Raw genomic sequence first — 19,733 nt, forward strand, 5'->3', positions numbered from 1 at the left:
GATGCGTCAGGCATGGGCGCCCTCGCCGAGATAGGCCGCGCGCACGCTGCTGTCGCGCGCCATCTCCTCCGGCGTCCCCTCCGCCAGCACGCGGCCATTGACCAGCACCGTGATGCGCGTGGCGAAACGGAAGACGAGATCCATGTCGTGCTCGATCAGCAGCACGGAGACGTCGTCCGGGAGTGCGGCAACGGTCTGCATCAATTCGCGCCGCTCGGCCTCCGGCACGCCGGCCGCCGGCTCGTCGAGCAGCAGCACGCTCGGCCTTGCGGCGAAGGCGGCGGCGATCTCGATCTGGCGCTGCTTGCCATAGGGCAGCGTCGCGATGCGCCGGTCCATGATGTCGTCGAGCCGGAAGCGCGTCAGAATCTCGGCAGTCTGACCCACCAGCTCCAGATCGCGGTCGAGCGCGCGAAACGGATGGCTCCCCCGGCCGAGCCGCTCGGAGGTGACGAGCGCGATCATCTCGAGCGGCGTCATCGTCCCGAAAAGCTGGTTGATCTGGAAGGTGCGGGCGAGCCCGCGCTTCACCCGCGCCTCGCGCGGCAACGCGGTAATGTCCTCGCCCATCAGTTCGATGCGGCCGGAGCTCGGCCGGAGCACGCCGGTGAGCTGATTGACGAAGGTGGTCTTGCCGGCGCCGTTCGGGCCGATCAGCGCATGGCGCGCGCCCTTCGCGAGCGTGAAATCGACATGATCGGTCGCGGTGATGCCGCCGAAGCTCTTGGACAGGTCGAAGGTTTGCAGCACCGCGCTCATCGGGCCGCTCCCTTGCCGAGCCGGGCGAAGCGTGCCGCAACGGCCTTGACCGCGCCATGGATCATCTCGCGTCCACCGAGCACGAAGAGCACGAGGAAGAGCCCGATCCAGAACATCCAGTATTGCGGCGTGAAGCTCGCGATCAGGTCCTGCAGCAGCTTGAAAGCGATCGCCCCGATCAGCCCGCCATAGAGATAGCCGGCGCCGCCAATGATCAGCACGAGCATCAGATCGGCCGAGCGGTGGAAATCGAGCACGTCGAGCGAGACGAATTGCGTCGTCTGGGCAAGCAGCGCGCCCGCCGCCCCGGCATAGGCCGCCGCGAGCGTGTAGACGGCGGCAAGACGCCGATCATTCGGAACTCCCGAGGCCGCGGCCCGCAGCGGATTGTCGCGGATCGCGCGCAGGCTCAGGCCGAAGGGCGAATGCACGACCCGCCTTGCGATCAGGAACAGCAGGAAGAGGACCGAGAGCGAATAGAAATAGGCGGTGCGGCCGAAAATATCGAAATCGAACAGGCCGAGCACAGGCGCCATCATGATGCCCTGCAAACCGTCGGCGCCGCCGGTCAGCGTGCTGAACGAATTCGCCAGCTCGTAGAGGATCAGCGCCACGCCGAGCGTGATCATCAGCCGGGTGAGATCGGTGCCGCGCAAGACGAGCGGGCTGGTGACGAGGCCGAGCAGCCCGGCCGCTCCCATGCCGGCCAACAGCCCGGCGAACGGATCGGCCGAGACATGTTTGGCGAGCAACCCGGCCGCATAGGCGCCCATGCCGAGGAAGGCGGCGTGTCCCAGCGAGACGATGCCGGCATAGCCGAGGATCAGGTCGAGCGAGAGCGCGAAGAGGGCGAGGATCGCAATCTCGTTGAGCAGCAGCAGGTTGCGCGGGAACAGCAGGAAGGCCGCGAAGGCGAGACACCAGAAAACGATTTCGGCCGGATGCCAGCGCCGCGAGGCGAACAGCGCCTGCCGGACGCGTGTCTCGAACACGGGCATCGTCATGCCCGCGCCCTCGCGAACAGCCCATGCGGCCGGGTGATCAGCAGCACGACCATCAGCGCGTAGATGATGAAGGCGCCGACCTGCGGCACGAAATACTTGCCGACGACATCGGCGACGCCGAGCAGCATCGCGGCGAAGAACGGCCCGGTGATGCTGGACGTGCCGCCGACCGTGACGACGATCAGGAAGTAGATCATGAATTTCAGCGGGAAGGTCGGGTCTAGGCCCATGAGCTCGATGCCGAGCGCGCCGCCCAATCCGGCCAGCCCCGATCCGAGCGCGAAGGTCAGCGCGAACAGGCGGTTGACGGGGATGCCGAGGCCACGCGCCACCCGCGCATCGTCGACCGCCGCGCGCAGCCGGCTGCCGAAGCGGGTGCGTGTGAAGCCCCATTGCAGCGAGACGGCGAGCAGGCCGCAGACGACAATGACGAAGAGCCGGTAGCGGCCGATGCCGATGCCAGCGACCTCGAAGCGCCCCTGCAGCCAGTCCGGCAGGCGGATGAATTGCTGGGTCGAGCCCATCAGCCAGTCCGTGCCGGCCACCGCCATGAAGACCAGCCCGATCGAGAACATCACCTGGTCGAGATGGCTTTTCGTGTACATCGGCCGGTAGATCAGCTGCTCCAGCACGACGCCGACCAGCGCCGCCGCGAGGAAGGCGAGCGGCAGGCTCGCCAGGAACGGCAGGCCGAGCCGCTGCATCGCCAGCACGGCGACATAGCCGCCGAGCATCGCGAAGGCGCCGTGGGCGAGGTTGACGAAATTCATCAACCCCATGGTCACGGAGAGCCCGCAGCCGAGAACGAACAGCACCATCCCATAGGCGATGCCGTCGAACAGGATGGTCAGCATGCGCGTCGATCCGCTGCCGTCGGAAAGCCCGTCACTTGCGGGCCTTCACCGGGTCCTTGACGTCCTTGATCGTCTCGAACTCGACATTGTGCAGCTCGGAGCCGAGCTTCTGCGTCTTGCGGACATAGATGTTCTGGATGATGTCGCGGGTGTCGGGGTCGATCTTCACAGGCCCGCGCACGCTCTCCCAGGAGGCGCCTTTCATCGCCGCGATCAGCTTGTCGCCGCTGGCGTCGCCTTTGGTCGCGTCGAGCGCCTTGGCGATCAGCTTCATCCCGTCATAGCCGCCGACCGCCATGAAGTTCGGGCGCATGCCGGGATTGGCCTTCTGGAAGGCTTCGACGAAGGCCTTGTTCGCCGGGCTGTCATGTGCGGCCGAATAGTGGTGCGTGGTGATGGCGCCGAGCGCGACATCGCCCATGCCTTCGAGGATGTCGTCATCGACCACGTCGCCGGTGCCGATCAGCTTGACGCCGGCCTTGTCGAGGCCGCGCTCGATGAACTGCTTCATGAACTGCGCGCCGACGCCCGACGGCACGAAGACGAAGAGCGCGTCGGGCTTGGCCTCCGAGACGCGCTGGAGGAAGGGCGCGAAATCCGGATTGCGCAGCGGGATGCGCACGCTCTCGACGGTTCCACCGGCCTCCTTGAACGTGTTGGCGAAGGAGGTTTCGGCATCGATGCCCGGCCCGTAATCGGTGACGACGGTGAAGACCTTCTTGATGCCGTTCTTGGCGGCCCAGTTGGCCATCGGCTCGGAAGCCTGCGGCAAGGTGAAGGAGGTCCGCACGATATAGGGCGAGGCCTCGGTGATCGAGGCGGTCGCCGCCGCCATCACGATCTCCGGCACCTTGGCCTGCGTCGCGATTTGTGCGGTCGCCATGGCAAGCGGCGTCAGCCCGAAGCCGGCAAGCACCGAGACCTTTTCGTTAACGACCAGCTCCTGGGCGAGGCGCCGCGTCGCATCGGCGTTGCCGGCATCGTCCTTGAGGATCACTTCGAGCTTGCGACCGCCATGGGTGGCGCCTTCCCTGGCGAGGAACAGCTTCACCGCGGCATCGATCTGCTTGCCGGTCGAGGCGAAAGGCCCCGTCATCGGCAGGATCAGGCCGATCTTCACCGCCTCCTGCGCCAGCGCAAACCCGCTCGTCGAGGCGGCCAGCGCCAGCCCGAGCATGCCACCGAGTAACGTCCTGCGAACCGTCATGTCCGTTCCCTTCCCCTGAATTGGCTCTCTGCGAAGCCGTTCTTCGTCCCCATCGCCGTCGCGATGGACGCGGCCCGCTTTGGCAGGGCCTTTGTGCATAGCCTACATGTCCCGTCCGCCTTCGCCAGCCGCCAATCGTCTAGGCTTTTCGTCTTCGTTGGACTGGCGGGCGCGGATGCCCACGGGGTCACGCCAGCGCCTCCAGCGCTTCCGGGAAGAGCCGCTGATAGGCCTCGCCATAGGTCATCGCCTTGCCGGAGTTGCGGCCGCCCTGCATGCCGCGATTGAGCGCGACGCGGGTGTAATATTCCCAGAGATGCTTCTGCGCGGCGAGGATCTCGAAGGCCCGGCGCTTCACCTCCCAAACCTCGTCGATGTTGAGGATGACATTCGGCTTGAAGTCGCATTGCTCGGGCTGGTGCGGCTCGAACAGGAAGACCGGCGGGGCGGCATAGGCACGCTCCGGATCGGGCTTGTGGCCGGCCGCCTGCGCGATGATGCGGGCTTCCTGGGCGAAGCGCGCCGCCTCGGGATGGTCGACATTGTAGGGGTCTTCGAGCGCATGGGTCAGCACGAAGCTCGGCCCCAATTCGTGGAAGATGTCGATGGCGCGGTCGAGCATCTCCGGCGTGGTGCGCAGCGGATAGTCGCCTGCGTCCATGAACTCGATCTCGGCGCCGAGCAGTTCGGCCGCGGCCTCGGCCTCCTCCCGGCGCTGGGCCTTGACCTCCTCCATCCTGACGCCAGCCTTCTTCCAGGCGAACTGGCTCTCACCGCGCTCGCCATAGGACAGGCAGAGGATCTTCACCCGCATCCCGCGCTTCGCATGCAGCGCGATGGCGCCGCCCGCGCGCCAGACGAAATCACCCGGATGGGCGGTGATCACGAGACCCGTCTTCTGCGCGTTCGCCATCGAAGCCTCAACCCTCTCTCAACTCATTCGGCGGCATGGCGGGCGCTGTCCGCATGTGCGGCCAGGGCGCTCGCCGGCACGAAGGAGCGGCCCTCCATCAGGATGCGTGCGGTGCGCAGGAGCCCGGCCCGCTCGACCACAGGTCGCTCGGCCGTGCCGCCGACCGTGAGTGTCACGGTGAACTCCCCCGTGGGATGCTCGACTGAGAGCGAGCGCTCGCGGCCCTCGGGCATCGCCGCGACGGACGCCGCCGGCGAACCCGGCAGCACGGCCGCGGTCGCGACCGTCACTGCCGCGAAAACACCGATCGAGGCGTGGCATTCATGCGGGATGAAGCTGCGCGTGCAGATCGCGCCACCGGCCTGCGGCGGCGCGACGAGCGCGATCTTCGGCACGACCTTCCCGGAAACATCGCCCAGATTCATCAGCGGCCCGGCTGCGAGCCTGATACGCTCGATCCGCTGCTTCAGCTCCCTATCCTTGTCGAGCTCTTCGCGCGACTCGTAGCCGCTGCGTCCGATATCGGCCGCGCGCATCACGATCACCGGCATGCCATTGTCGATCAGCGTGCACGGCACGCTCTCGATCACATCGACGACATGGCCGGTCGGCAGCAGCGCGCCGCAGACCGAGCCCTCGGCATCGAGAAAGCCGATATCGATCGGCGCCGAGGTCCCCGGCACGCCATCGATGCGCGCGCTGCCCTCGGTGCTCGCCTCGCCATCGGGCGTATCCATGGTCAGATCGGCGATGGTGCCGGTGTTGATGGTGCGGACCCGGACGGTCGTGCGCGCGCCCTGCGCCTTGACCAAACCGCGCGCCAGGGCAAAGGGCCCGATGCCGGCGAGGATGTTGCCGCAATTCGGTGTCGTATCGACTTGCGCCGTCTCGATGCCGACCTGCGCGAACAGGAAATCGATGTCGCAGCCCGGCTCGCTGGACGGCGAGATGATCGCGACCTTGCTCGTCAGCGGATGCGCGCCGCCGAGCCCGTCGACCTGCCGCTTGTCGGGCGAGCCCATCACCGCAAGCAGGAATGCGTCCCGCGCCGCATTGTCGGCCGGCAGGTCGCCGCGCAGGAAATAGGCTCCCTTCGAGGTGCCGCCGCGGATCAGCATGCAGGGAATGGCGATCTGGGCCATGGCCTCAGGCTCCTGCCGCCGGCTTGGCGCGCGCCCCGCGCTGCTGGGCGTCCGCGATGGCGCTGGCGAGGCCGGGTTCGAGGCCGGCGGCGGCGAGCATCTCGGCGGCCTCGCGCATCTCCGCCGCCCGCCGGATGCCGTGGGTCGCGACGCGCTCGCGCATATCGGCGGCGAGCGCATGGAAATCGATGGAGGGAAAGGTCTCGTGCAGGCTGGCGAAGACGGGATCCTTGACGTCCCAGGCCTCGCAGGCGGCGGCGCAATCCACCATCAGCGCCTCCAGTCCCTTGATGACGATGCTGCGGCAGAGCTTCATCGCCGATGCCCGTCCGAAGATTTCGGAGACCGGTGTCAGGTTCATACCGAGTCGGTTGAGCACCTCGGCCGCGTCCACCGCCTTCGGGCCGCCGGCAAGGATCGGGACGCGCAGGCCGGGCTTCAGCACCGGAGCCATCACCGCCGCCTCGACATAATCGGCGCCGCTTGCCGCAATCGCCTGCGCCGCCCGCTGCTTGGTCGTGGGCGCGGCCGAATTGACATCGACGAAGATCTGGCCGGGCTTCAGCCAGCTTGCAGCCTCGGCGGCCACGGCCTCGGTGCGGTCCGCCGTGACGGCCGAGAAGATGAACACAGCATCGGCACAGGCCCGTTCGGCTGTGTCGGCGCAGGTCACGCCGATCCGGCGCGCCGCTTCCTCGAGCCGGCTGCCCGGCCCGCTGCCGAAAAGCAGGTCATAGGCGTGAATCCCGGCCACGCCATGGGTCAGGAATCCGCGCGAGAACGTCTGGCCGACCTCGCCATAGCCGATGAATGCGATCCTGGCCGAACCAGCCATCGCCGCCACTCCCTTGTGCGTTTTCTCCCGCAGCAAAGGTGGAGCAGCCTCATTCCCTCATCAAATGATAAGAATGCAGCGATTGATTAATTTCATTCATCTCGGCGCGGCGTGACGCTGCGCTTCAGGGCCTGGCTCAGCAACGAGAGAAGATCGCGCGCCACGGGCCGCAGCGGCACGGTCTTGCGCGTGACGATGCCCAGCGTGCGCGTGACGGTCGGCGAACGCAGCGGCACCGCCACCAGCCCGCCGGCCTCGACCGCGTCGAGCGCGAGCTGAGGGACGATCGCGTAGCCGATGCCGGAGCGCACCAGGCTGACCGCGGTGACCACCCGCTGGACCTCGTAGCGCCAGGTCAGGCTCTCGCGCCGTGCGCCCAGCGCATCGTCGATGAGGATGCGGTTGCCGGTTTCGGCGCTGATCCGCACCAGCGGCTCGCCTTGCAACTGCGCCCATGTCAGCGAAGCGGCCTGGGCCAGCGGCATGTCGCGATGGCTGACCAGAACGAAGGGCTCCTTCACGACCGGCTTCAGCTCCAGATCCCAGCGATTGGCGGCAACGATGGTGACGCCGAACTCAACCTCGCCGGACTGGACCTTGCCGGCGATCTCGGACGCCGAATTGTCATGGACCCTCACCCCGACGCCGGGATGGCGCCTGGCGAAGGCGGCGATGACCGACGGCATGCAATGCACCGCGACGGTCGGCAGGCAGCCGACCGAGACCTGCTCGTCCCCTTCCTGCAGATCGATCCGGACTTCGTCGAGTGCGGAACCCAGATCCTCGAAGATGCGCCGCGCCCGCGGCAGCAGCGTCGTGCCGGCGGCGGTCAGGGAGACCTGCCGGGTCGTACGCAGAAAAAGCGGCGTGCCGAGCATCTCCTCCAGCTTGCGGATGCGATGGCTGAGCGCGGTCTGGGAGAGATTGAGATGGGAGGCGGCAGCGCGGAAGCTGCCGCGCTCGGCTATGGCGACGAAAGCCTGAAGTCCCAGGACGTCAACGCGCATGAAAACAGCCCGTGCACAGCAACCCCATGGCAACTGCGCGCAATGCGGAAGAGGCGGAGAGGGATGGATGTGGCTTTCCGCGCCTCTTACCGAGTAAGATCAATAGCTTAATGCCTATCGACCGTGTGTAGCACTCCGGCAGCTCACCGTCGAGCCACCCCGAGCCTGGACTTTACAGGCTCATCTCCCGCTTCAGCAGCCGGATCCGATTGCATGAATGCGCGCCTGCAGCCGAGGGTGCCGTGACGACGTTTGCGGCCGCGCGAGGCGAGGACTAAAGGTGGCAACGGAAGGCAGCTCTTCATCTCCCGGCACGCCGCTTGCCCGGATCAACCGGCCTGCTGGAGCCATAACGACACAAGCGCCAGCGGGGCTGACGGATTGAAGGACACCCTCGCAAACCACGGCGCCCTCGCGTTTCTCAATGAATGGATTGCGCCCGTTCTGTCCTTTATTCAGGCTCACGAAGCCTGGGCGGCGCCGATTGCGTTTCTTCTGGCTTTCCTCAAATCCCTTGCCTTCGTCTCCCTGATCATTCCCGGCACAGCTTTATTGCTGGCGATCGGCGGCCTGATAGGCGCCAGCGGCATCGCCTTTCTGCCCATCTGGATCGCGATCTCCATAGGGGCTGCGCTGGGAGACTGGGTCTCCTACTGGCTCGGAAGGCGGTACGAGACAACGATGCGGCGCTCGCGCTTCGCATTGCGCCATCCTGCATTGATGGGCCGCGCAGAAGCATTCTTTCGGCAATGGGGTTGGCTCGGTATCGTCGGCTGCCGCTTTTTCGGGCCGTTGCGCGCGACGGTCCCGCTCGTCGCGGGTCTGTCGGCTATGCCACCCCTCGCCTTCCATCTCTCGAACTGGGCGTCCGCATTTCTCTGGGCTGGAGCCCTGCTCTTGCCCGGCGCCACCACAGCAAAGATGCTTTCGCCATGACGAGCTGGACCGCGGCCATCCTCACAGCCCTGCAGATCACGCTTGCCGCTGCTCCAGGAGAAGCTCCCGCGACGCGCGGCGACGTTCCGCGCCTCACTCAGGAAGCACTGAACCGGCGACTGGGGCCGGCAGCCAGGATGTCCGATCTGAGAATTCGCCCGAGCAGGCGGATGCCGGGGTTCGCCGTATGCGGCCGGGTCGCCGCGTCGGGAAAATCGGCTCAACGGTTTTTCGTCGTGATCCCCGGTACTTTCGCCGTCCTGGACGACGATGACAGAGAGCTCGTGAGCAAATACTGGAGCCTCAACGACTGCTGACCCGCGACGAGGCCGCGGATGTCGCGGGAGCAAGCTCGTCGGCCTCGATCGAAAGCCAGACATTGTGGTTCGCGGCGGACTGCCGCTTCACAAAGCGGTAGCCGACCTTGTTCCAGACCAGAATCTTCTCGCGGACATTGTCGAGGATGAGGTCGCCCCGGTCCGTCCGGACTGTCAGAACCAGATGCCCTTCACCCTCGGGGGTAACGACGACCGTCATGAGCAGCGCGGATTTCGGCCACCCGGCCTCGATGAGGAGCCGTCGCTTGAGCAGCACATAGTCATTGCAATTACCCGATCCGTCATCGGGGTAAGTCCACCAATTGGGGACCCCCATTTTTGAGATCCCGTAATGGTCGTCGTCGCCGATCGGCTTGATCTGCTTGTTGGCCAAGGCGTTGATGGCGTTGAGCTCCGCCCATGAGCCCGGCGTCAGGATCACCGCCACCGGAGCGAGCCGCGTTTCGCTGCACTCGAGCGGCTGCGCCTGGCAAAACAGGGTCCAGCCGATCATCGGCTTCGCTTGCCCGCCGATCCGGGCGAATGCGGCGGGCTCTGCGACTGGCAGGCCCTCGGCTTGGGTCGCACCGGCAGCGGCCGAGGAGATCGGCATCGAAAAATGCGCAAGCAGAGCAACAATCGAAAGGATCAACCTGGCTCTGATACGCATGCCGGGGCCGCCGTATGGTTAACAACTCCTTAACAAAATAGCGCGGCTTTCGGGCTTTCGAAAAGTTAAAACCCCGTTAATGGTTAATGCGTCACAGCAACTGCCGGCGCTCGGATCTGGTGTTGCCTGCCAATATCGGTCCGGCCCCGGTTCGTTTCCGGCTGCTTTGGAGCCCGTTTGTCCGAGATCTGGCGCCGGCTCCGCGCCAGCGTGTAAAACGCCCGGCCGAGACTTAGCGGGCACCGCGCGGTCATGCCACATTGGGAAGCAGGATCGTCCAATGGCCCGCGCTGTCGCGTGTTGTCAGCTCTCAGGCAACCCGGCGGCGATCATAAGGCTCACGACTCGTTCGGAGGCCTTGAGATACACCGGGCTCGTATTGCGGGTGGGCGGCGGCGCATTGCGTGCCGTCGAACCTGGTCTCAGTTCGAGGGCCTTGGCGATGGCTGCCCTGGCGTCGTCGGTTCGGCCCAATTGCTGATAGGCGGCGGCCAGCAGCAAATGCGTGCGTCCGCTGGCCGACGTGATGGCTATCGATCGCTGCAGCCAGGGCAATGCTTCTTCGGCGCGCCCCATGAGCAGGCAGGCCAAGCCCGCTCCGATCGCCCATGTCCAGCGAGCGACCTGTGGCGTATCGAACCGATCCGCTTGCTTGAATGTTGCGAGCGCGTCGTCGAAACGGCCCAAGAAGATCTGGGAAAGTCCGGTAAGGTACAAAGCGCTTCCGTCCCACGGATTGAGGGCGAGCACCTTACCGCATGCCACCAGGCTTTCGACGAAGCGGTTAGTCGTCGACAGAAACCGGCAATGCGTTTGGAGCACCGGGATGTAATTGGGCTGCGCGCGCAACGCGCGTTCCATGACCACGCCGACGCGGTTCTCGACCGACACGCGCTCCGCAGCAGGGAACCAGGCCATCTGAATCCCGCGCAGTTGAAATGCCGCGAGCGCAACTTGCAGGTCGACATTGCCGGCGTCGTCGGCGAGGGCTTGTTCCAGCATCGCCTGCGCGACACGAAAGCGCTCCAGCGTCGTTTGGTTGATCGAGGCCGTTGCTTGTTCTATGGCGACTTTGGTGCTGCCCGCCGGCAAGCCGTCGGCCGAGCGTTCTCCTGAATTCAGAAGCACGTTGATGCGCAGCGCCAGCGCGTGGCCCATGCCGGCCGTGAGGCGGGTCTGCTGGAGTTGCACGTCGGTGTCGGTCAGGCCGACCGACACCGATGTGGTCCACTTGACCGCGCCGGTCGTCGGCTCGGTCATGCGCACACGCAAATTCCACGCTGCTTCGGTCTTCTCCAGTTCACTGCTCACGACGAGATCGGTGGCTGGTACGGCGCCGCCGGGCGGGATCACCACCTGGATCGTCTCGATTTTCGCCAGGCCGTCGGTCAGGTCGCGGGTGACGCCGGCCGCCATCCGGGCGGCCAGGGGGTCATTGCTCGCGGTTGTCACGGGGATCACGGCGACGGTCGGGCGCGCGCCTGCGAAGAGATGGGGAAGCCGCGTCGCGGCCGCCGCCAAAGCCGACACGCCGAGCCCCGCCATGGTCAAGAGTGCGGCGCGGCGCCGCATCTTGAGATCGAGCCAGCTTCCGGCCAGTTCGCTTTCCGTTTCGGGGCCAACAGTCGAGGCGGCGTCTTCCCGCGCGCTCGTATCCGTTGTGTCCGATACCTCAGCCTCTAACAGATAGCCCCGACCGGAGACGGCTCGGATCAACTGGCGCCTGTCATCGCCCAGCGCGGTCCGAAGCTCTCGGATACACTGAAACAGGCTGTCGTCGCTGACATGGACGTCCGGCCAGACCGCCTCCATTAGCTCGTTCTTGCTGATGATTCGCCTGGGGTTGGCGGCGAACAGCCACAGCAGATCGAAAGCCTTCGGCCGCAGCTTGATCGTCCCGCCATCGGGGCCCCGCAGCTCGGAACGCCGCTGATCGACTTCAAATCCTGCGAATCTGAGCACCTGCCCCCCTTCTCCAGCGTTGCCACAGAACCGCGGTATCCTGCCAAAAGCACGCAGATTCCTCAAAAGCCACCCCGATTCCCTCAGGAAAAGAAAATTTCAGCGAAATTTCAGAATTCCCCCGCCGCCCTTTCAGGACCCTTCCGGCCCGCGCTGACATAAGGCGCTGGAGCACAACGAACGCGCTCGCGGGGCTCGATCACGGGAAGCGCGGAAAAGGCATGACGCCTGGATGCGCTGCGGGAACACAAGTCCCGATTCCAGGCTGGGGGAACGATGTCTTCAGGGGTGCATTCGGCTTCGGCCCGCGGCGTCATGGGCAACCTGTTGCGCGCCGCGTTGCTGGCCTCCACGGCGCTGACGGTGACCGGCATCCGGCTCCGACGCGGTGCTACCTGGGTACCTTCTCCCGGCAGCGGCGATACCGGCACCAAAGCACGCGGGGCATCGCGGTGAGGGCAGTCAGAATTTCCGAGGTGCGCGCCAGCCGCTCCGCACTGCGTGTGCCCGCATCGGGTGTCGTCGTCGCCTCTTTGGCTGCGGCGCTTGCGAACTCCGTCGCGCCGTTGGCGCTGATCCTCGCGGCGGGACCTGCGCTGGCGGACAGCATCGGCCAGAACGGCGGGACCGGCGGCAATGCGCCGAACTCTTCGACTGCAGGCAGCGGCGCGTCGGCGGGCCTCGGAGGGGACGGCTCGACGACCGGGTCGAACGGCGGCGGCGGCTCGACCGGCGGCTCGGGCAACCGTGGCGGCTCGGGAGGAGGATCGGACAGCGGCGGCGGCGGTGGCGGAGGCTACGGCCTGGGCGCCGGCGGCGGCGGCGGCGGCGCGGGTGGGGCGGGCCTCACGCTGACGACGGACCTTACCAACAACGCTACGATCAAGGGTGGCAATGGCGGCAATGGCGGGTCCGGCTCCGCGAACTATGCGCAGTCGTGGAACTATGCGGGCGGCGGCGGTGGCGGCGGCGGTGGGTCCGGCATCATCGTTACGACCGGAACCAGCCTCGCCAATTCAGGCGTGATAGCGGGCGGCAAGGGCGGCGGCGGCGCGGCCGTTATCGGGCCGGGCATCGCCAATCCCTTCGCCGACTTCTCGGGCAACGGCGCGGGCGGCAATGGCGGCAACGGCGTCACCGCCACCGCCTCCAGCGGACTGACGATCACCAATTCCGGTACGATCCAAGGCGGCGGCGGTGGAACGGACTTCCTAAACTCCCAGCCCTATCGCCCGCAGGCCGGCGGCTACGGCATCATTGGCCAGAACCTGACGATCATCAACAGCGGGAGCATTCAGGGCGGCGCGCGCGGCGGCGCCGGCGGTCTGTCGGGAAACCCCTCCTCCGCGATCGTCATCACCGGCGGCACGAACAGCATCACGGCGCTGACCGGCAGCAATATCGGCGTGATCGAACTGCTCGGCGGCACCACGGAGATTTCCGGCACTTACAACAATGTTCTCAATGCAAATGCAGGTGTCACGCTCGCCTTGGGTGCTGCCGGAAATGCCACCGGCTTTACCAGCCTCAACAATGCGGGCGGCACGATCAACATCGGTGACGGCAACATGCTGTCCGCCGGAACCATCTGGAATGCCGGGGGAGGGATAATCAACCTGGGGACCGGTGCCACACTTTTCGGCACCGGCAACACGCTGAATAACGATGCCACCATCAATGTCGGTACCGACGGCGTCGTGATGGACAATGGCGACATCAACAACAACGCTGGCGGCATCATCAACTTCAATGGCCCCGGCGGCACGGCGATACTTTCCCCTGGGGCTGGTTACAACGTCAACAACAGCGGCCAGATCAAGGTTCTCGGCGGCGATGTTGATGTCCAGACAAGCAACATCAACAACCAGGGCAACGGTTCGGTGTCGCTCACTGGCCGCGACATGTTTGGCGTCTCCACATTCACAAATTCAGGCGCGGCGATCCTCAATATCGGCGCAGGCCGCAAGCTCAGCCTGCAAATCCTCGCTTTCAATGGCGGCAGCATAAGCGGCACTGGCACAATCGAAGCCGCGAACGCGTTCAACCTCTGGGGCGACGGCACGGTTGGCGCAACACTCTCCGGCGCAGCGCAGCTGACCAGAGGCGGTCCCGGGACGACAATTCTCACCGGCAGCCACAGCTACACCGGCGGCACCACGATCAACGCCGGCATATTGCAACTTGGCACCGCTGGCACCGCCGGCTCGATCCAGGGCCAGGTCAATGTGAACGGCGCTGGTACATTCACCGTCACCAATGCCACCACCACGGGCATCACCGGCATCACGAATACCGGCACAACCAACTTCCAGAATGGAACCAGTGCCGGCAACGCCACCATAACCAACAGCGGCGAACTCTATTTCTACAATACCAGCAGCGCCGGCAGTGCTGTCGGGACCAACAACAATGTCCTCGAATTTCACGATACGAGCTCGGCCGGCGGCAGCAACATCACCAACAACAGCAATCTGTTATTCTACAACGACAGCCTTGCCGGCACCGCCACGATTGCCAACAACAGCGGTTTGCTGAACTTCCACAATGCAAGCTCCGCAGCCAATGCCATCATCACAAATGGCGCCACGCTGTCCTTCTACGACACGAGTACGGCCGGCGGCGCCAGCATCACCAACAATAGCGATCTCACATTCTACGACGCGAGCGGCGCCGGCAGCTCGGCGATCACCAACAACGGCAGCCTGACGTTCCGCTCCACCAGCGCGGCCGGCAACGCCAGGATGATCAACAACTCCAGCCTTGTGTTTCTCCACAACAGCAACGCCGGTGGCGCCGAGATCATCAATGGCTCGGCTGGCACTGTCGATTTCTCGGGCTCGACGGGTGCCGCCGGTGACAAAAAACTCACCGCCGGCTCGATCGCAGGTGGCGGCTCCTATCTGCTTGGCGCCAACGAACTGACTGTCGGCTCGAACAATCTCTCGACAGAGGTGGGCGGCGTGATCTCCGGCACAGGCGGCTCGCTGGTCAAAACTGGCACCGGCACGCTGACGCTGTCGGGGATCAATACTTATACCGGCGGCACCACGATCAACGGCGGCACCTTGCAGCTCGGCAATGGCGGCATGAGTGGCTCTATTCTGGGCGATGTCGTCAACAATGGCGTGCTCGCTTTCAACCGCTCGGACGCGGTGACTTTCTCCGGCGCCATCTCCGGCAGCGGCGCCGTGCGCCAGGTCGGTTCGGGCACGATAACCCTGACCGGAACCAACAGCTACGCGGGCGGCACGACGATCAGCGGCGGGATGCTGCAACTCGGCAGTGGCGGCACGAGCGGCTCGATCGTCGGCGATGTCGTCAACAATGGCACGCTCGCCTTCAACCGCAGCGATGCGGTGACCTTCTCCGGCGCCATCTCCGGCAGCGGCGCGGTGCAGCAGATCGGTACGGGCACGACGACCCTGACCGGAACCAACAGCTACACGGGCGGCACGACGATCAGCGGCGGCATGCTGCAGCTCGGCAATGGCGGCACCAGCGGCTCGATCGTCGGTGATGTCGTCAACAACGGTATGCTCGCCTTCAACCGCAGCGATGCGGTGACCTTCTCCGGCGGCATCTCCGGCAGCGGCGCCGTGCAGCAGATCGGCACGGGCACGACAACCCTGACCGGAACCAACAGCTACACGGGTGGCACGACGATCAGCGGCGGCATGCTGCAGCTCGGCAGTGGTGGCGCGGGCGGCTCGATCGTCGGTGATGTCCTCAACAACGGCACACTCGCCTTCAACCGCAGCGATGCGATGATTTTCTCCGGCGATATTTCCGGCAGCGGCATGGTGCGCCAGACCGGTGCGGGCACCACGATCCTGACAGGCACGAACACCTATGCCGGCGACACCCTCGTTTCCGGCGGCCGGTTGCAGTTCGGCGACGGCAGCGCGGGCAGCAGCAACAATCTCGGCGGCAACCTGACCGTGACCGGCGGCATGCTGGCGATCCAGACGCCGGCGACCGTGAGCGTCGCTCAGGTTGCGACCTTTGGCGACAACACCACGCTGTCGATCGGCGCCACTGCCGGCGTTCCCTCGCTTACCGCCGATAGCCTCATGCTTGGAACGGGCGTCGCCTTCAATCTCAGCGGCGTCAGCGATGCAAGTCAGCTCGACAAGGTGCTGATCGACACGCGCAACGGCTTCGACGGCGATTTCGGCACGGTGACAGTGGGCGGGTTCAGCGGGACGGTGGACTATCTCACCCTCTCGACCCACTTATCGGCAGATCATCTGCAATATCTCGCCAGTTTCGGCCTGAGCTGGACGGCCAACAACAATCTGGCGCATGGCACCTTCACGCTGACCAATCCCTCCGACACCTTCACGATGGGGGTGGCGCTCACCGATCAGGCCGCCAATCCTGCAACCGGCTGGGATGGCAGATCGCTGACCAAGGCCGGTTCGGGCACGCTGATCCTCTCGACGGACAATTCCTATACAGGCGGCACGGCCATCTCTGGAGGCACGCTGCAACTCGGCAATGGCGGCACCAACGGCTCGATCGTCGGTGATGTCCTCAACAACGGCACGTTCGCCTTTAACCGCAGCGATGCGATGACCTTCTCCGGCGATATTTCCGGCAGCGGCATGGTGCAGCAGATTGGCTCAGGCACGACGCTCCTGACCGGAACCAACAGCTACGCGGGCGGCACGACGATCAGCGGCGGCACTTTGCAGCTCGGCAATGGCGGCACGAGCGGCTCGATCGTCGGTGATGTCCTCAACAACGGCACGCTCGCCTTCAACCGCTCCGACGCGGTGACTTTCTCCGGCGCCATCTCCGGCAGCGGCGCCGTGCGCCAGGTCGGTTCGGGCACGACGCTCCTGACCGGAAACAGCGGTTACACGGGCGGCACGACGATCAGCGACGGCACTTTGCAGCTCGGCAATGGCGGCACGAGCGGTTCGATCGCCGGCGATGTCGCCAACAACGGCACGCTCGCCTTCAACCGCTCGGACGCGGTGACTTTCTCCGGCGGCATTTCCGGCAGCGGTGCGGTGCGGCAGATCGGTTCGGGCACGACAACCCTGACCGGAACCAACAGCTACACGGGCGGCACGACGATCAGCGGCGGCATGCTGCAGCTCGGCAATGGCGGCACCAGCGGCTCGATCGTCGGTGATGTCCTCAACAACGGCACGCTCGCCTTCAACCGCTCGGACGCGGTGACTTTCTCCGGCGCGATCTCCGGCAGCGGCGCCCTGCAGCAGATCGGCTCCGGCACGACGATCCTGACCGGGAGCAACAGCTACATCGGCGACACCACCGTCTCCGGCGGCCGGTTGCAGTTCGGCGACGGCAGCGCGGGCAGCAGCAACAATCTCGGCGGCAACCTGACCGTGACCGGCGGCATGCTGGCGATACAGACACCGGCGACCGTGAACCTTGAACGAGCCGCAACCTTTGCCGACGGCACCGGGCTGTCCATCGCCGCCGGCCCGGCCAGCCCGACGCTGTCGGCCCGTAGCGTCACGATCGGCAACGGCGTTACCTTCAACCTCACCGGCATCAGCGATGCGAGCCAGCTCGACAAAGTGCTGATCGACACCCCCCTGGGGATCGTGGGCGACTTCGCTAATGTCAGCGTGGGCGGCTTTAGCGGCACGGTGGATTATCTCACCCTATCCACCCGCAAATCGGACGATGGCCTGCAATATCTCGCGAGCTATGGCCTGAGCTGGACCGCCGGCAACAATCTCGCCAACGGCACCTTCACCCTGACCAGTGCGACCGACTCCTTCACGGTCGGAGCGGTGCTCGCCGACCGGGCGGCAAACCTGGCGACGGGCTGGAACGGCACCTCGCTCACCAAGGCCGGCGCCGGCACACTCACCCTGACCGGCGACAACACCTATACCGGTGGCACGACGATCGCGGGCGGTGTGCTGTCGGTGTCGCGCGACGCCAATCTCGGCGCAGCGGCAGGGGGTCTGTCCTTCACCGGTGGCGCCCTCGCGACCACGGGGAGCTTCGATACCGCCCGGTCGATCGCGCTGACGCAGACAGGGCGCTTCGACATCGCCGCCGGAACCAGCCTCGGCCTGACCGGCACGGTGTCGGGGAGTGGCGATCTGATCAAGCAGGGCGCCGGCATACTGCGGCTCGACAATGTTGCCAACGCCTTCGGCAACACCCTCGTGACGGAGGGGACGCTGATCGGCACCGCCGGTTCGATCTCGGGCAATGTCGGCAACGCCGGCACGGTCGTCTTCAATCAGACGACCGACGCCGTCTTTGCCGGCGACATAGCGGCGCTCAATGGCTCGGGCGGCATGATGGTCAAGCGCGGCGCGGGTGTTCTCAGCCTGACCGGCATGTCGTCGCTCGACTGGACGGTCGAAGCCGGCAGGCTGGTCACCTCAGCCACGCACTTCGGCGGCAATGTCGCGATTGCCTCGGGCGCCTCGCTGACCTTCGACCAGAGCGTCGATGCCACCTATGCCGGCGTGCTGACGGGCGATGGCCGCTTCAACAAGACCGGCGCGGGTTTTCTCATCCTGAACGGCAATTCCTCAGCCTTCTCCGGGACGACCACGGCCGAGAACGGCACGCTGGCAGTCAACGGCTCACTCGGCGGCACCGTCGACGTGCTGGCCGGCGGCCGCCTGCAAGGCAGCGGCGTGGTGAGCAATGTGAACGTTTTGGGCACGATTGCGCCAGGCAATTCGATCGGCACGCTGAACATCGCCGGAAACGTCATCTTTGCGGCGGGCTCGATCTACGAGGTCGAGGTGAACGCGGCGAGGCAGTCGGACAAGATCGTCGCCAGCGGCACGGCGACCATCGCCGGCAGCTCGGTCAGAGTGCTGGCGGACATGGGCAACTATGCGCCGCAGACCCAGTACACGATCCTCACCGCCAATGGCGGCCGGAGCGGCACCTTCAGCAGCGTGACCTCGAACCTCGCCTTCCTCGATCCCTCGCTCAGTTACGACGCCAACAACGTCTATCTGACGCTGACGCGGAATGTCGTCAGCTTCCAGAACGTCGGCCTGACCCCGAACCAGATCGCCACCGGCGGCGGCGTCGAGAGCCTTGGGGGAGGCAACCCGGTCTACAATGCGGTGCTGAACCTGTCGGCTCCGCAGGCGCAGTACGCCTTCGACCAGCTCTCGGGCGAGATCCACGCTTCGGCGAAGTCGGCGCTGGTCGAGGATAGCCGCTTCATTCGCAACGCCATCAACGACCGCATCCGTGCGGCCTTCGAGAGTGCCGGCGCCGCGAAGGGCATGGTCACGACCTATGTCGACGGCAAGCCGGTTGCGGTCGGCGCGACGACGGATCGTCTGGCGGTCTGGGGCCAGGGCTTCGGCTCCTGGGGGCACACCAATGGCGACAGCAATGCCGCGCGCCTCAACCGCTCGACCGGTGGATTCTTCATCGGCGCGGATGCGCCGGTGCTCGACAGCTGGCGCTTCGGCGCGGTCGCGGGCTACAGCCGCGTCAGCTTCGACGTGAAGGACCGTCACTCGTCCGGCTCGAGCGACAATTACCATGTCGGCTTTTATGGCGGCACGAACTGGGGTGATCTCACCTTCCGGACCGGCGCCGCCTACACTTGGCATGACGTCTCGACCTCACGGAACGTGATGTTCCCGGGCTTTGGCAATGGCCTGAAGGGCGACTACAACGCCAGCACGGCGCAGGTCTTCGGCGAGCTCGGCTACGGCTTCACCATGGGCGCGACCCGGTTCGAGCCCTTCGCCAACCTCACTCATGTGAGTGTCCATACCGATGGCTTCACCGAGCGGGGCGGGGCGGCTGCGCTGACCAGCCAGGGGGCCACCACGGATGCGACCTTCACGACATTGGGCCTTCGCGCCTCGACCAGCTTCGACCTCAACGGCGCGGCTGTGACGGTCAAGGGTATGGCAGGCTGGCGTCACGCCTTCGGCGATGCGACGCCGCTCTCGACGATGCGCTTTGCCGGTGGCGGCGACGCCTTCTCGACCGGCGGGGTTCCGATCGCGCGCAATGCAGCGGTGGTTGAAGCCGGCCTCGACTACGCTCTCTCGCCAAACGCGACGCTCGGCGTCACCTATGGCGGCCAGTTCGGCTCAGGTCTCTCGGACCAGTCCGCTCGCTTGAACCTCGACGTCAAGTTCTGAA

At 65.7% G+C, this 19,733-nt stretch carries 13 protein-coding genes; 3 read left to right on the forward strand and 10 right to left on the reverse strand.

Going from position 1 to position 19,733, the window contains the following annotated elements:
- Positions 1–6: 6 nt before the first annotated feature.
- The 8 genes from AB6806_RS10400 to AB6806_RS10435 form a co-directional block, all read right to left on the reverse strand.
- Positions 7–759, reverse strand: coding sequence for an ABC transporter ATP-binding protein (locus tag AB6806_RS10400; protein WP_191124923.1), 753 nt, complete (start codon positions 757–759; stop codon positions 7–9).
- On the reverse strand, positions 756–1,763 hold the full coding sequence (locus tag AB6806_RS10405) for a branched-chain amino acid ABC transporter permease (protein ID WP_370954560.1): 1,008 nt from the start codon (positions 1,761–1,763) through the stop codon (positions 756–758). Before AB6806_RS10405 ends, AB6806_RS10400 begins: the two co-directional genes overlap by 4 nt.
- Positions 1,760–2,617 carry a branched-chain amino acid ABC transporter permease gene (locus tag AB6806_RS10410; RefSeq protein WP_370954561.1) on the reverse strand — a complete coding sequence of 286 codons (858 nt, stop codon included), beginning with the start codon at positions 2,615–2,617 and terminating at the stop codon, positions 1,760–1,762. The genes AB6806_RS10405 and AB6806_RS10410 overlap by 4 nt, the downstream gene beginning before the upstream one ends.
- A 31-nt stretch (positions 2,618–2,648) precedes the next feature.
- Positions 2,649–3,824 carry an ABC transporter substrate-binding protein gene (locus tag AB6806_RS10415; protein WP_113254952.1) on the reverse strand — a complete coding sequence of 392 codons (1,176 nt, stop codon included), beginning with the start codon at positions 3,822–3,824 and terminating at the stop codon, positions 2,649–2,651.
- Between the two features lie 187 nt (positions 3,825–4,011).
- Positions 4,012–4,737: a PIG-L deacetylase family protein gene (locus AB6806_RS10420; RefSeq protein WP_113254951.1), complete on the reverse strand. Its 726-nt coding sequence runs from the start codon at positions 4,735–4,737 to the stop codon at positions 4,012–4,014.
- A gap of 23 nt (positions 4,738–4,760) precedes the next feature.
- The gene (locus AB6806_RS10425; RefSeq protein WP_370954562.1) at positions 4,761–5,879 is read right to left on the reverse strand and encodes a 4-oxalomesaconate tautomerase; all 1,119 of its coding nucleotides are present in this window, start codon (positions 5,877–5,879) and stop codon (positions 4,761–4,763) included.
- Between the two features lie 4 nt (positions 5,880–5,883).
- Positions 5,884–6,714, reverse strand: coding sequence for an NAD(P)-dependent oxidoreductase (locus AB6806_RS10430; protein ID WP_142022037.1), 831 nt, complete (start codon positions 6,712–6,714; stop codon positions 5,884–5,886).
- Positions 6,715–6,806: 92 nt separating this feature from the next.
- Positions 6,807–7,721, reverse strand: a complete 915-nt coding sequence (locus AB6806_RS10435; RefSeq protein ID WP_142022038.1) for a LysR family transcriptional regulator — start codon at positions 7,719–7,721, stop codon at positions 6,807–6,809.
- A 381-nt stretch (positions 7,722–8,102) separates the two neighbouring features.
- Here AB6806_RS10435 and AB6806_RS10440 point away from each other — a divergent pair, with 381 nt between their 5' ends.
- Positions 8,103–8,657 (forward strand): DedA family protein, encoded by a 555-nt coding sequence (locus tag AB6806_RS10440; RefSeq protein ID WP_185747953.1) that lies wholly within the window; start codon positions 8,103–8,105, stop codon positions 8,655–8,657.
- Positions 8,654–8,974 carry a hypothetical protein gene (locus AB6806_RS10445; protein WP_133564751.1) on the forward strand — a complete coding sequence of 107 codons (321 nt, stop codon included), beginning with the start codon at positions 8,654–8,656 and terminating at the stop codon, positions 8,972–8,974. Before AB6806_RS10440 ends, AB6806_RS10445 begins: the two co-directional genes overlap by 4 nt.
- Here AB6806_RS10445 and AB6806_RS10450 read toward each other — a convergent pair.
- On the reverse strand, positions 8,961–9,644 hold the full coding sequence (locus tag AB6806_RS10450; protein WP_142022039.1) for a transglutaminase-like cysteine peptidase: 684 nt from the start codon (positions 9,642–9,644) through the stop codon (positions 8,961–8,963). The two genes, AB6806_RS10445 and AB6806_RS10450, sit on opposite strands and share 14 nt — an antisense overlap.
- 303 nt (positions 9,645–9,947) lie before the next feature.
- Positions 9,948–11,606, reverse strand: a complete 1,659-nt coding sequence (locus tag AB6806_RS10455; RefSeq protein ID WP_142022040.1) for a winged helix-turn-helix domain-containing protein — start codon at positions 11,604–11,606, stop codon at positions 9,948–9,950.
- A 476-nt stretch (positions 11,607–12,082) separates the two neighbouring features.
- On the opposite strand from AB6806_RS10455, the gene AB6806_RS10460 reads away from it, so the two are divergent.
- Positions 12,083–19,732 carry an autotransporter-associated beta strand repeat-containing protein gene (locus tag AB6806_RS10460; RefSeq protein ID WP_370954563.1) on the forward strand — a complete coding sequence of 2,550 codons (7,650 nt, stop codon included), beginning with the start codon at positions 12,083–12,085 and terminating at the stop codon, positions 19,730–19,732.
- Position 19,733 lies beyond the last annotated feature (1 nt).

This window comes from Allobosea sp. RCC_152_1 (genome assembly GCF_041360765.1).
Taxonomy (GTDB): Bacteria; Pseudomonadota; Alphaproteobacteria; order Rhizobiales; family Beijerinckiaceae; genus Allobosea; species Allobosea spartocytisi.

What these genes read in the sequence shown, in the direction of transcription:
- AB6806_RS10400 (WP_191124923.1), bottom strand. Translation starts at nt 759, where the DNA reads ATGAGCGCGGTGCTGCAAACCTTCGACCTGTCCAAGAGCTTCGGCGGC.
- AB6806_RS10405 (WP_370954560.1), bottom strand. Translation starts at nt 1,763, where the DNA reads ATGACGATGCCCGTGTTCGAGACACGCGTCCGGCAGGCGCTGTTCGCC.
- AB6806_RS10410 (WP_370954561.1), bottom strand. Translation starts at nt 2,617, where the DNA reads ATGCTGACCATCCTGTTCGACGGCATCGCCTATGGGATGGTGCTGTTC.
- AB6806_RS10415 (WP_113254952.1), bottom strand. Translation starts at nt 3,824, where the DNA reads ATGACGGTTCGCAGGACGTTACTCGGTGGCATGCTCGGGCTGGCGCTG.
- AB6806_RS10420 (WP_113254951.1), bottom strand. Translation starts at nt 4,737, where the DNA reads ATGGCGAACGCGCAGAAGACGGGTCTCGTGATCACCGCCCATCCGGGT.
- AB6806_RS10425 (WP_370954562.1), bottom strand. Translation starts at nt 5,879, where the DNA reads ATGGCCCAGATCGCCATTCCCTGCATGCTGATCCGCGGCGGCACCTCG.
- AB6806_RS10430 (WP_142022037.1), bottom strand. Translation starts at nt 6,714, where the DNA reads ATGGCTGGTTCGGCCAGGATCGCATTCATCGGCTATGGCGAGGTCGGC.
- AB6806_RS10435 (WP_142022038.1), bottom strand. Translation starts at nt 7,721, where the DNA reads ATGCGCGTTGACGTCCTGGGACTTCAGGCTTTCGTCGCCATAGCCGAG.
- AB6806_RS10445 (WP_133564751.1), top strand. Translation starts at nt 8,654, where the DNA reads ATGACGAGCTGGACCGCGGCCATCCTCACAGCCCTGCAGATCACGCTT.
- AB6806_RS10450 (WP_142022039.1), bottom strand. Translation starts at nt 9,644, where the DNA reads ATGCGTATCAGAGCCAGGTTGATCCTTTCGATTGTTGCTCTGCTTGCG.